Raw genomic sequence first — 12,119 nt, 5'->3', positions numbered from 1 at the left:
CTTTAGGACTCCTCCCGGTCGCGGCGGACCCGGACGTGCGGGCTGGGGGGCAGATCGGGCACCAGTGCCCGCAGGATGGCCTCGCGTTCGACGGACATCCGCGACACCGACTCGGCCACCAGCTCGGGCGGCAGCGCCCGCACCATCTGCGCGCCGCGCTCCTCGAAGCGGGCGCGCAGCGCGGGCGTGAGCCGTTCGCCGATCTCCAGGTGGTGGGCGAGCAGCGCGCAGAAGTTGCGCGCCGCCTTGGGCAGGAACTCCGGCTCCAGGTCCTTGAAGACCAGCTCGAACGCGTCGAAGAAGTGGAGCTGGCGCTCGTCGCCCACCTGGGTCAGCGACCCCGAAACCATGCGCCGGTAGAACACCCCTGCCAGCGACGCCACCGCGAACGTGGCGGCCTCCCTGTGCAGCCGCCAGATCCACGGCCGGTCCTCGGCGGTGTGCAGGGAACCGGGGAAGTGCAGCAGGTCGCCCAGGGAGCGCCTGTAGACGCCCGCCCACGCGTACGGGTAGTCGACCATGGTGCGCACGTTCGCCGGCAGGATGGCGTCACGGGGGTCGAGCACCGAGCCGCGCCGCGCCAGCGGGGCCCGGTGCACGACCCGTTTGCGGCCCTCCACCTGCACGTGGTCCACGCGCACGAAGTCGCAGCCGAGCCCGTCGATCGCCTCGACGAGCCGTGCCAGGTAGCCGGGGGCCAGCCAGTCGTCGCCGTCCAGGTAGGTGACGTACCGGCCGGTCGCGGCCGACAGGCCCGTGTTGCGCGCGTCCGCCAGCCCCACCGGGGCGGGGTTGCGGATCACGACCAGGCCGGGCAGCTCACCGATGAAGTCGTCGATGATGTCGCCCGTGGCGTCCACGGACCCGTCGTTCACGACGATGAACTCGAAGTCGCCGCGCGCGTTGCGGGACAGCGAGGTGAGCGCGTCGGCGATGAAGCGCTCGCCGTCCCTGATGGGCACGACGACCGAGAGCGTGATCAATGTTGTCGTTTCTTCCTGATGGTTCCGGTCAGACGGTCACGCGGCGAAGGCGGGCCTTCGGAGCCTCCTCACCGGGGAAGACGCGCTTGACGCCGTCGCCCATGGCCTGCTCGATGATGCGAATGTCGCGCACGAGGTGCTCCAGCCCGGACGGCTCCAGCGAGGCGGCGTGGTCGGAGCCCCACATGGTGCGGTCGAGGGTGATGTGCCGCTCCACGGTCACCGCGCCGAGCGTGACCGCGGCCAGCGAGATCTGCAGGCCGCGCTCGTGGCCGGAGTAGCCGACGGGCACGCCGTACCGCTCCTTGAGCGTGGTGATCGTCCGCAGGTTCGCCTCCTCGGGCGGCAGCGGGTACGTGGACGTGGCGTGCATCATGATCAGCTTGTCGGTGCCGAGGATCTCCACGGCGGCGTCGATCTCCGACAGCGTCGACATGCCGGTCGACAGGATGAGCGGCTTGCCGGTGGCGGCCAGGGCGCGCAGCAGCTCGTGGTCGGCCACGCTGGCCGAGGCGATCTTGTGCACGAGGACGTTCATGTCCTCCAGGAACTCCACCGACGGCACGTCCCACGGCGAGGCGAACCAGTGCAGCCCGCGCTCGTCGCAGTACTTGGCGATCTGCGTGTACTCGTCGCGGCCGAACTCGGTGCGCTCCTTATACTCCAGGTACGTCATCTCGCCCCACGGCGTCTGCCGGATCTGGCCCTTCTGCTCCTCGGGCACGCAGATCGCGGGGGTGCGCTTCTGGAACTTGACCGCCTGGCAGCCGGCCTCGGCGGCCACGTCGATGAGCTGCCTGGCCAGGTCGATGTCGCCGTTGTGGTTGATGCCGATCTCGCCGATGACGTACACCGGCTCGCCGTCGCCGACCAGCACGTCGCCGATGGCCACCGGGGCGAAGTGCGGCCGGGTGCGCACCGCCGCAGGAGCGGGCTCGGGCTCGGGCCGGGCGGCCACGACGCGGTCGCACAGCTCCCGCACCGCGCCCGTGCCGCCGGCGCTGGTCAGCACCACGCGGGCGGCTGCGCGCACCCGCGGGTGCGCGTCAGGGGTGGCGACGGGCCAGCCGACCTCGGACATCGGGCCCAGGTCGTTGACGTCGTTGCCGACGTAGGCGACGCGGGCCGGGTCGAGGCCCTCGATGCGCAGCCAGTCGGCCAGCACCGTGCGCTTGTCGGCCAGGCCCTGCAGCACGGGCACGCCGAGCTTGCGGGCGCGGGCGGCCACCACCGGGTTCTGCTCGGTGGACATGATCAGGACCTTCACGCCGGAGCGCTTCAGCAGCGAGACGCCCATCCCGTCGGACCGGCTGACCAGCACCATCTCGCGGCCGTCGGAGTCGACGTAGGCGCGGTCGTCGGTGTGCACGCCGTCGAAGTCGGTGATGACGGCGTCCACGTCGATCGGCTCGGGCTGGTCGATGAACGGGGCGAGCGCTCGCACGAGCTCCAGGTCCTCCGGGTTGTCGATCTCGACGGCGTGCTGGGTGGGCACCGGCTGGACGGCGATCTCGCCGAAGAAGCGGTGGCCGTGCTCGCGCAGGCCGGCGGTGCGCATGACGTAGAAGGCGCCGTTCTCGCGGAACTCCGGCGCGCGGTCCTGCCGGCGCTGCCGGACGGCCGGGTCGTGGTTGACGCCGCCGCCCGCGGCCGTCCACAGGAACTCGTGGGTGGGCAGCCCGGACACGACGGAGTCGGCCTCGCCGTCGAGCACCTTGCGCACCGCCGCCGACAGGTCGCCGGGGTCGATGAACGCGCTGGTCGCCTGGACGAGCACGACGACCTCCGGGTCCTCGCCCAGGGCGTCGAGCGCGTGCAGCACCGCGGACTCGCTGGAGGCGGTCGCGCCGCTCAGCTCGGCCGGGCGCTCGACCACGGTCGCGCCCGCCTGCCTGGCGGTCTCGGCGATCCCGTCGTGGTCGGTGCTGACCACGACCTGGTCCACCAGCTCGGCGCGCAGGCAGGCCCGCACCGCCCGGGTGACCAACGGGACGCCCCCGACCAGGGCGAGGTTCTTCAGGGGAACGCCCGCCGAACCTCCGCGGGCGGGAACAACGGCCAGGACTCGCAAGGTGTGTCTCCTCAGTGCATCGGATTGCACCCAGAAGCTAGAGGGCCGGGTTGAACGGCCAGCGTCACCACCATTAACTTTCCATGGGGATCCGGTAGAGCAACTCTGGCCGGCCCACTCCGCCGTACTGCGGGATGCGGGCCGCCACACCCCGTTCGACCAGGTATTCCAGGTATCTGCGGGCCGTCACACGCGACACTCCGATCGCGTCCGCCACGGCCTGCGCGCCCATCCCCTCCGGGTGCGCCCGCAACTGCGCCGCCACGGCGTCCAGGGTGTCGCGCGCCATGCCTTTCGGCAGCTCCGAGGGACCCCGCAGGGTGGCGAGCACCCGATCCACGTCGCCCTGCCCCACGGCCAGGCCCGCCTCCTCCTTGAACCGGGCGTAACGCGACAGCTTCTCCGCCAGTGTCGCGAACGTGAACGGCTTGAGCAGGTACTGCGAGACCCCCAGCGACACCGCTGAACGGACCATGGCCAGATCGCGAGCGGAGGTGACCGCGATCACGTCGCACATCAGGCCGCCCGCCCGCACGGCGCGGCACACGTCCAGGCCGTGCATGTCGGGCAGGTACAGGTCGAGCAGGATGAGGTCCACGGGGCGGCCGCGCAGGAAGCGCAGCGCCTCCGCGCCCGACCTGGCCACCCCCGCCACCTCGAAGCCCGGCACCCGCCCGACGTAGATGCGGTTGGCCTCGGCGGTGATCTCCTCGTCCTCGACCACCAGCACGGAGATCATGGTTTCGGCAGCCTCACCGTGAACGTCGAGCCCTCGACCCCGATCGTGCCGCCCAGCCGCCGCACCGCCTGCCCCACCAGCGCCAGGCCCAGCCCGCGCCCGTCGCCCTTGGTGGTCCAGCCCTTCTCGAACGCGTCCGTGCCGGTCAGGCCCGGCCCGTCGTCGGACACCCTGATCAGCACCTCCCGCTCCCCGGCGCTCAGGTGCACCTCCACCCGGCCGGCCGCGTCGATGGCGTTGTCGATCAGGTTGCCCACGATCGTGACCAGCTCGCGGGGGTCCAGGCCGGGGTCGTCCAGCTCGCTGTCCTGCGTGATCACCAGCTCGGCGCCGCGCTCGGCCGCCTCGGCGCTCTTGCCCAGCAGCAGCGCCGCCAGCACCGGCTCGCGCACCGCGCCCACCACCCGGTCGGTCAGCTCCTGCGCGGCGCGCAGCTCCGCCGTGCCCAGCGCCACCGCCTGCTCGGTACGGCCCAGCTCCACCAGCGTGATGACCGTGTGCAGCCGGTTGGCCGCCTCGTGCGCGGCCGAGCGCAGCGACTCGGCGAAGCCGCGCTCGGCGTCGAGCTGGCCGGTCAGCGCCTGCAGCTCGGTGTGGTCGCGGACGGTGACCACCGTGCCCAGCCTGCTGGCGGCGCTGTTGACGGCCAGGACCCGGTCACCCACCAGGTGGACGCGCTCCTCGTCGCCGGCCAGTACGGTGTCCAGGCCCAGCTCCCGCACGTGGCGGCCCTCGGCGTCGGCGGGCAGGCCGAGCAGCAGCCGGGCCGCGTCGTTGCACAGCGTCAGCGTGCCGTCCCTGCCGACCAGCAGCAGGCCCTCCCTGACGGTGTGCAGCACCGCGTCGTGGTGCTCGTGGATGCGGCCCAGCTCGACCGGGCCCAGGCCGTGCGTCTGGCGGCGCAGCCGCGCGGTGACCAGCCAGGTGCCCGCCGCGCCCAGGCCGAGCGCCAGCGCCACGATGAGGCCGCCCCAGGCGAGCTGGTCGCGCAGCCTGGCGCTGATCCGCTCGATCGTGATCCCGGCGCTGACCAGCCCTCGCACCTGCCCGCCCGCCATGACCGGCGTCACCGCCCGCTTGGAGGCGCCCAGCGTGCCGGTGTAGGTCTCGGTGAACGTCTCGCCGCGCAGCGCGGGCTCGATGTGGCCGAGGAACCGCTTACCGATCTCGGCCTCGTTCGGGTGGGTGTAGCGGGTGCCGTCCGTCCTCATGATGGTGATGAAATCGACTCCCGTCGCCGCCCGCGCCCGCTGCGCGTACGGCTGCAGCCGCACGCTCGGATCCGGCTCGCCGAGCGCCTCCAGCACGTCGGGCGAGGCCGCCACGCTGACCGCCACGGCCCTGGCCGTGGCGCCCGCCTCCTCCTGGAGCAGCTCGTGGGCCTGCAGCAGGGCCAGCACCGCGCCGCCCGCCGCCGTGACGGCGACCACGAGCAACTGCAGGACCAGCATCTGCCCTGCCAGGCTCCAGCGCCGCATCGGATTCCCCTCCATGTACGAAACTTACGCAATGGTGACCTGCGTCACTCGTGAGGCGCATAGTCGCACATCGAGAAGGTCCCTCAAAACGCCGGAGAGAACCCCCCTATGCGCGATCGCACCCGTTACCTGTACCTGGCCGTCATCGTGGCGGTCCTGCTCGGGATCCTGGTCGGCTTCATCTGGCCGGACGTGGGCAAGGAGCTCAAACCCCTCGGCACCGGCTTCGTGGCGCTGATCCAGATGGTGATCGGCCCCATCATCTTCTGCACGATCGTGCTCGGCATCGGCTCCGTACGCCAGGCCGCCCAGGTCGGCAAGGTCGGCGGCCTCGCCCTCGGCTACTTCATCGTCATGTCCACGGTCGCCCTGGTCATCGGCCTGGTCGTGGGCAACGTCATCGACCCGGGCTCCGGCCTGCAGCTCACCGACACCGCCAGGCAGGCCGCCGAGGCGGAGGCGGCCAAGGGCGCGGACGCCAGCACCGTGGACTTCCTGCTCGGCATCATCCCCGAGACGGTCGTGTCGGCGCTCACCGACGGCTCGGTGCTGCAGGCGCTGCTGGTGGCGCTGCTCACCGGCTTCGCGCTGCAGGCCATGGGCCCCAAGGGCGCGCCGATCCTGCGCGGCGTGGAGCACTTCCAGCGGCTGGTGTTCCGCATCCTCGCCATGATCATGTGGGCGGCGCCGGTGGGCGCGTTCGGCGCGATCGCGGCCGTCGTGGGCGCGACCGGCATCGAGGCGCTCAAGAGCCTGGCCATCATCATGATCGCCTTCTACGTGACGTGCGTGCTGTTCGTCGGCGTGGTGCTGGGCGCGATCCTGTGGCTGGTGGCCAGGATCAACCTGTGGTCGCTGCTGCGCTACCTGGGCCGCGAGTTCCTGCTGATCCTGTCCACGTCGTCGTCGGAGACCGCCCTGCCGCGGCTCATCGCCAAGATGGAGCACCTGGGCGTCAGCAAGACCGTGGCCGGCATCACCGTGCCGACCGGCTACTCCTTCAACCTCGACGGCACCGCGATCTACCTGACCATGGCCACGCTGTTCATCGCCACGGCCACCGGGTCGCCGCTGGAGTTCGGGGAGCAGATCGCGCTGCTGCTGTTCATGATGATCGCGTCCAAGGGCGCGGCGGGCGTCACGGGGGCGGGCCTGGCCACGCTGGCCGGCGGGCTGCAGGCGCACCGGCCCGAGCTGGTGGACGGGGTGGGCCTCATCGTGGGCATCGACCGCTTCATGTCCGAGGCCCGCGCGCTGACCAACTTCGCGGGCAACGCCGTGGCGACCGTGCTCGTCGGCACGTGGACCGGGGAGTTCGACCGGGAGCGCGCGGAGCGGGTGCTGGCGGGGCAGGCGCCGTTCGACGAGGCCACCCTGCTGGACGACGACGACGCGGAAGCGCGGGACGGGCAGGACGGGCGGGACGAGCCCGCCAAGGAGATGTCCCCGGCCTAGCGTCCGGCTGACGGCGGGGAGTGCCTGAGGCGCCTCCCCGCCGTTTCCGGGTTTCCGTGCGTTACGGCTTGCGGCCGATCCCCGCGTACGCCATCCGCGCCAGCTCCTCGTCCACGAAGACCGGGTTGAGCGGGTCGTGGAACGGCCAGACCTGGTGCGCGGGCAGCCCCGTGGCCAGGCCGGGCGGGATGAGCTCGAAGTCGCCGAAGAAGGCCCCGATCTCCTTGCCGGAGCGCGGCGTGAAGTCGGCGTTGGCCTTGCGGTAGAAGTCGGAGACCTGCGCCGCCCGCTCCGTGGCCACGTCGTTGGTGACGTGCGAGATGGCCAGGTAGCTGCCGGGCGCGAGCGCGTCGCGGTAGGCGGCCATGAACCGCTGCGGCTCGTCCTGCTCGGTGATGAAGTGCAGGACGAACATCATCAGCACGGCCACCGGCCGGTCGAAGTCGATCAGCGCGCGCACCTCGGGGTCGGACAGGATCTCCTCGGGCCTGCGGCAGTCGCCCAGCACCATCGCCACCCGGTTCGGGTCGGCCAGCAGCGCCCTGCCGTGCGTGGCCACGACGGGGTCGTTGTCCACGTACACCACCCGGGCCTCGGGGGCGTGGCGCAGCGCCACCTCGTGCACGTTCTCCTGGGCGGGCAGCCCCGAGCCCAGGTCGAGGAACTGCGTGACGCCCTGCTCGCACAGGTATTTCACGACCCGGCCGATCAGCGCGCGGTTCTCCCTCGTGCCGTCGCGCACCTCCGGCATCACGCTCAGCACCATGTCGCCGAGGTCCCGGTCGGCCTTGAAGTTGTCCTTGCCGCCGAGGAAGTAGTCATACATCCGCGCCGCGTTGGGGATGTGGGGGTTCACGCCCTGCGGCGCCTGTTCCGTCATGAATCCATGATCCACGACCGGCGCGGTGGAAATCTACTCGAACGCCATCGGAAGCCGCAGAACGAAACGGGCGCCGCCCGCGCAGTCCTCCACCCGGATCTCGCCCCGGTGCGCCATGGCCACGTCGCGGGCGATGGCCAGGCCGAGGCCGGTGCCACCCGCGTCGCGGCTGCGGGCGGCGTCCAGGCGGGTGAAGCGCTCGAAGATGCGCTCGCGGTCGCACTCGGCGATCTCCACGCCGTCGTTCTCGACGGCCAGCACCGCCGTGCCCGGCTCCTGCCTCGCGACGGTCACTCTGACGGCGTGCTCGGCGTGCCGCTGGGCGTTGTCCAGCAGGTTCGTCAGCACCCTGGCCAGTTGCAGCCGGACGGCCTCGACCACCACCCCGTCGGCCAGCTCCACCCGTACGGGCAGCTTGTCGCTGCGCACGGCCAGCTCCTTGCGCACCAGGTCGGCCAGGTCGACGCGCTCCTTCACGACGTCCACCCGGGAGCCGATCCTGGCCAGCAGCAGCAGGTCGGTGATGATGGCCTCCAGCCGGTCGGTGTCGCGCAGCGCGCTGCGCACCAGCGCCTGCACGTCGGTGTCCTCCGGGTAGAGCTGGGCGCTCTCGAGCTGGGCGCGCAGCCCGGCGATCGGGGTGCGCAGCTCGTGGGAGGCGTCGGAGGCGAACTGGCGCTGCTGCTCGGCGGAGCGCTCCAGGCGGGCCAGGGTGCCGTTGACGGAGTGGGCGAGCTGGGCCACCTCGTCGTCGCCCGGCGGCTGGGTGACGCGGCTGCTGAGGTCGCCGGCGTGCACGGCGTCCAGCTCGGCCCGCATGGTCGCGACGGGCCGCAGCGCCCGGCCGGTGACCAGCCACGTCGCCCACGCCGTCACCCCGATGAGCAGGGCGACCTCCCCGAACACGATGACCTCCAGCGTCCTGCTGGACAGCACCTCGGGCGAGCTGCGGCCCGCGTAGACGACGGGGGAGTCGGCGAACATGCTGACCCGCACCGCCGTCAGGTGCACGCACTCGGTCGGCAGGCAGCTCGTGGTGCTGACGACCCGGTTCTTGACGGTCGGGCGGACGTCGCTGAGCGGCGGCAGGTTCCTGGAGGCGTCGCTGGTGGCCAGGATGTGCCCGTTGGCGCCGACGATCTGGATCAAATCCACGGCGGGATGCGGCACCGGGATGGCGGAGCCCATGGGCAGGGCGCCGCCGCGCATCTCGTAGGCGATCCGCTCGGCGGTGTCCCTGGTCTCGCTGAACACCCCGGCGGTGATCACCGACCTGGTCACCAGCACCCCGGCGATGCCCACGGGGATGAGCACGAGGGCGGCTACGGCCGTCGCGATGAGGGTGACGCGTCCGCGCAGGGACCTGGCCCACCAGGGTGCCATCCCACGAGGCTACCGAGCGTGACCATTGACAATTGCCCCGTAAGGGGAAAGGTTTCGCCAATCCGTCAGGTTCGGGAAGTCAGCGCTGGAGCCACACCGTGGTGTCCGGCGGGATCGTGCCGTCGGCGGGCAGCGGGCCGCTCGCCAGCAGCACCTCGCCGCCCAGGTCGAGGCGCACCGGCTCCTCGCCGGTGTTGAGCACCACGACCAGCCCCGGGTCACGCTCGATGATCAGCACGTCCTTGGGCGAGTCGAGCCACGCCAGCGTGCCGCCGCCGAGCGCCGGGTGCTGCTTGCGCAGCTTCAGCGCGGCCCGGTACAGGTTCAGCGTCGAGCCGGGGTCGTCCTCCTGGGCCTCGGCCGACAGCTCCGCCCACTCGGGCGGGATCGGCAGCCACGGGTCGCGCCAGCCGAGGTCGCCGCCGGCCGTCCAGGGCAGCGGCACCCGGCAGCCGTCGCGGCTCTCGCCCCTGCGCAGGAACGCGGGGTCCTGGCGCAGCTCGTCCGGCAGGTCGAGCACCTCGGGCAGGCCCAGCTCCTCGCCGTTGTAGAGGTAGGCCGAGCCGGGCAGGGCCAGCATGAGCAGGGTGGCCGCGCGGGCGCGCGCCAGGCTGCCGTGCCGGGTGACGTGGCGCGGCTTGTCGTGGTTGGACAGCACCCAGGTGGTGGGCGCGCCGACCAGGTCGGCCTCCCGCAGCGACTTGTCGATGACGGTACGGAACGACTTGGCGTGGAAGTCCGCCATCATGAACTCGAAGTTGAACGCCTGGTGCAGCTCGTCGGGCCCCACGTAGCGGGCCAGCCGCTCGGGCGAGGACACCCACGCCTCGGCCACCGCCATGCGCCCGCCGGGGTAGGAGTCGAGGATCGGCCGCCACTCGCGGTAGATGTCGTGCACGCCGTCCTGGTCGAAGTACGGCACCTGCTCGTCGCCGAGCATCTCGGCCTGCGGGCCGTCCTTCTGGCCCACGTCCGGCAGCCCGTCGGCCTTGATCATGCCGTGCGCGACGTCCACGCGGAAGCCGTCCACGCCCCGGTCGAGCCAGAAGCGCAAAATGTCGCGGAACTCGGCGCGCACCTCGGGGTTGTCCCAGTTGAGGTCCGGCTGCTCGGGGGCGAACAGGTGCAGGTACCACTGCCCGTCCTCGACCTGCGTCCACGCGGGACCGCCGAAGATGGACTCCCAGTCGTTGGGCTTGTCGCGGAAGACGTACCGGTCGCGCAGCCCGGCCTTGAACCAGGCGTGCTGGTCGGAGGAGTGGTTCGGCACCAGGTCGACGATGACCCTGATGCCCAGGTCGTGCGCCTCGTTGATGAGCGCGTCGAAGTCGGCGAGCGTGCCGAACATCGGGTCCACGTCGCGGTAGTCGGCCACGTCGTAGCCGCCGTCCGCCATGGGGGAGGTGTAGAAGGGGCTGAGCCAGATGGCGTCCACGCCGAGCCGGGAGAGGTACCCCAGGTGCTGACGGACGCCTTCCAGGTCGCCCATGCCGTCGCCGTTCGCGTCGGCGAAGCTGCGCGGGTACACCTGGTAAACGACGGCGTCACGCCACCAGTCGTCGTTGCCGAGCATGGTTGTCCTTCCCCCGGGCGGTGATGTTCCGGTCAACGATGTCGCGATCACCCGCGAACGGTCAAGCGCAAGTTTCGGAAAGTTGCGGACCGCGTCCTTCAGGACACGGACGCTCGGACGCGAGGTCAGACGGGGTGAGCCCGATGTGGATCAGGTAACGCTCTTTCGCAAGTTCTTCCAATTCTTGCAAAGAGCCGCTAACGTCCCGGAAACGTTCAAGCTTTCTTACCCGGCGGCGGCGCCTGTTGGCGCCCCCGTTTCCCCGGTGACCTCAGGAGGTCCTCCATGCGCATGCGGGCTCTGGGAGTGGCAGCACTCGCGACCCTGGCGTTCGCCGCGACAGCGTGCGGTAGTTCCCCGTCGGCTGAGCCCGCGGCGGCGCCGGGCACGTCCGCCCCGGCCTCGGCGGCCGCCGCCGGCGGCACGCTCGTGATCTGGGCCGACCCGCTGCGGGTCAAGCCGCTGCAGCCCTTCGCCGAGCAGTTCGGCACCGAGAACGGCGTGACCGTCGAGGTGAAGGAGATCAGCAAGGACAACCAGATGACCTTCCTGACCGCCTCCCAGCAGGGCAGCGGCCCGGACATCGTGATCGGCGCGCACGACTGGATCGGCAACCTGGTGCAGAACGGCGCCATCGACCCGGTCACCCTCACCGAGGAGCAGAAGGCGTCGTTCGCCCCCAAGGCCATCCAGGCCGTGACGTTCAACGGGCAGATCTACGGAGCCCCGTACGCGCTGGAGAACATCGCCCTGATCCGCAACACCGACCTCGCCCCCGACGCGCCCGCCACCATCGAGGACATGATCGCCAAGGGCAAGGAGCTGAAGGAGGCCGGCAAGGTCAAGGAGGTGCTCTGCATCCCCGTCGGCCAGAAGGGCGACGCCTTCCACGTCTACCCGATCTTCGCCTCCGGCGGCGGCGCGCTGTTCGGCACCACCGCCTCCGGCGACCCCGACCCCAAGCAGGTGCTGCTCGGCTCCGACGACTCGATCAAGGCGTTCGGCAAGCTCAAGGAGCTCGGCGAGAAGGGCGACGGCGCGCTGCGCACCTCGCTGACCAACGAGAACTACATCGTCAACTTCGCCGGCGGCAAGTGCGCCTACCTCGTCTCCGGCCCCTGGGCCACCGCCGAGGTCAAGAAGGCCGGCGTCAAGTACGACATCAGCGCCGTCCCCGCGTTCAAGGACGGCAAGCCCGCCACCCCGTTCGTCGGCGTGCAGAGCTTCTTCGTCGCGTCCAAGGGCAAGAACAAGGCCCTGGCCCAGGAGTTCGTCGCCAACTACGTGACCAACAAGGACGTCGCCAAGGCGCTCTACGACGCCGACCCGCGTCCCCCGGCGCTGACCGCCGCGCTGGAGGAGGTCAAGGCCAGCGACCCCGACGCCGTCAAGTTCCTCGACGCCGGCAAGGACGGCATGCCGATGCCCGCCATCCCCGAGATGGCCGCCATCTGGGAGCCGTTCGGCATCGCCGAGAACGCCGTGGTCAAGGGCGCCGACGCGGCCAAGGCCGCCACGGCGGCGCAGAAGGCCATCGACGGCTCGCTCAAGAACTGA

General features: G+C 71.2%; 9 protein-coding genes. 2 read left to right on the top strand and 7 right to left on the bottom strand.

What is annotated here, in order from left to right; all coding sequences use genetic code 11:
- Positions 1 to 2 precede the first annotated feature (2 nt).
- The 4 genes from ABD331_RS23085 to ABD331_RS23070 form a co-directional block, all read right to left on the bottom strand.
- Positions 3 to 983, bottom strand: coding sequence for a glycosyltransferase family 2 protein (locus tag ABD331_RS23085; RefSeq protein WP_344478073.1), 981 nt, complete (start codon positions 981 to 983; stop codon positions 3 to 5).
- Positions 984 to 1,011: 28 nt separating this feature from the next.
- The gene (locus tag ABD331_RS23080) at positions 1,012 to 3,054 is read right to left on the bottom strand and encodes an N-acetylneuraminate synthase family protein (RefSeq protein ID WP_344478071.1); all 2,043 of its coding nucleotides are present in this window, start codon (positions 3,052 to 3,054) and stop codon (positions 1,012 to 1,014) included.
- 73 nt (positions 3,055 to 3,127) lie between these two features.
- Entirely contained in the window at positions 3,128 to 3,793 is a 666-nt protein-coding gene (locus ABD331_RS23075; RefSeq protein WP_344478069.1) for a response regulator, read from the bottom strand.
- Positions 3,790 to 5,286 carry a sensor histidine kinase gene (locus ABD331_RS23070; RefSeq protein ID WP_344478066.1) on the bottom strand — a complete coding sequence of 499 codons (1,497 nt, stop codon included), beginning with the start codon at positions 5,284 to 5,286 and terminating at the stop codon, positions 3,790 to 3,792. Before ABD331_RS23070 ends, ABD331_RS23075 begins: the two co-directional genes overlap by 4 nt.
- Positions 5,287 to 5,379: 93 nt before the next feature.
- Here ABD331_RS23070 and ABD331_RS23065 point away from each other — a divergent pair, with 93 nt between their 5' ends.
- The gene (locus ABD331_RS23065) at positions 5,380 to 6,726 is read left to right on the top strand and encodes a cation:dicarboxylate symporter family transporter (RefSeq protein WP_344478064.1); all 1,347 of its coding nucleotides are present in this window, start codon (positions 5,380 to 5,382) and stop codon (positions 6,724 to 6,726) included.
- 61 nt (positions 6,727 to 6,787) lie between these two features.
- Here ABD331_RS23065 and ABD331_RS23060 read toward each other — a convergent pair whose 3' ends face one another.
- From ABD331_RS23060 to ABD331_RS23050, 3 genes are all read right to left on the bottom strand, one after another.
- Positions 6,788 to 7,606, bottom strand: coding sequence for an SAM-dependent methyltransferase (locus ABD331_RS23060; RefSeq protein WP_344478061.1), 819 nt, complete (start codon positions 7,604 to 7,606; stop codon positions 6,788 to 6,790).
- Between the two features lie 33 nt (positions 7,607 to 7,639).
- The gene (locus ABD331_RS23055) at positions 7,640 to 8,989 is read right to left on the bottom strand and encodes a sensor histidine kinase (RefSeq protein ID WP_344478059.1); all 1,350 of its coding nucleotides are present in this window, start codon (positions 8,987 to 8,989) and stop codon (positions 7,640 to 7,642) included.
- Positions 8,990 to 9,068: 79 nt separating this feature from the next.
- Positions 9,069 to 10,562 (bottom strand): glycoside hydrolase family 13 protein, encoded by a 1,494-nt coding sequence (locus tag ABD331_RS23050; RefSeq protein ID WP_344478057.1) that lies wholly within the window; start codon positions 10,560 to 10,562, stop codon positions 9,069 to 9,071.
- A gap of 285 nt (positions 10,563 to 10,847) precedes the next feature.
- On the opposite strand from ABD331_RS23050, the gene ABD331_RS23045 reads away from it, so the two are divergent.
- On the top strand, positions 10,848 to 12,119 hold the full coding sequence (locus ABD331_RS23045; protein WP_344478055.1) for a sugar ABC transporter substrate-binding protein: 1,272 nt from the start codon (positions 10,848 to 10,850) through the stop codon (positions 12,117 to 12,119).

The organism is Nonomuraea monospora (assembly GCF_039531895.1).
GTDB classification, from domain to species: Bacteria; Actinomycetota; Actinomycetes; order Streptosporangiales; family Streptosporangiaceae; genus Nonomuraea; species Nonomuraea monospora.
The sequence above is the reverse complement of the archived record's forward strand: the minus strand, read 5'-3'. Positions and strand labels throughout refer to the sequence as shown.

Excerpts from the sequence above, each read along its gene's own strand:
- ABD331_RS23055 (WP_344478059.1), bottom strand. The coding sequence starts at position 8,989 with ATGGCACCCTGGTGGGCCAGGTCCCTGCGCGGACGCGTCACCCTCATC.
- ABD331_RS23045 (WP_344478055.1), top strand. The coding sequence starts at position 10,848 with ATGCGCATGCGGGCTCTGGGAGTGGCAGCACTCGCGACCCTGGCGTTC.
- ABD331_RS23060 (WP_344478061.1), bottom strand. The coding sequence starts at position 7,606 with ATGACGGAACAGGCGCCGCAGGGCGTGAACCCCCACATCCCCAACGCG.
- ABD331_RS23075 (WP_344478069.1), bottom strand. The coding sequence starts at position 3,793 with ATGATCTCCGTGCTGGTGGTCGAGGACGAGGAGATCACCGCCGAGGCC.
- ABD331_RS23065 (WP_344478064.1), top strand. The coding sequence starts at position 5,380 with ATGCGCGATCGCACCCGTTACCTGTACCTGGCCGTCATCGTGGCGGTC.
- ABD331_RS23070 (WP_344478066.1), bottom strand. The coding sequence starts at position 5,286 with ATGGAGGGGAATCCGATGCGGCGCTGGAGCCTGGCAGGGCAGATGCTG.
- ABD331_RS23050 (WP_344478057.1), bottom strand. The coding sequence starts at position 10,562 with ATGCTCGGCAACGACGACTGGTGGCGTGACGCCGTCGTTTACCAGGTG.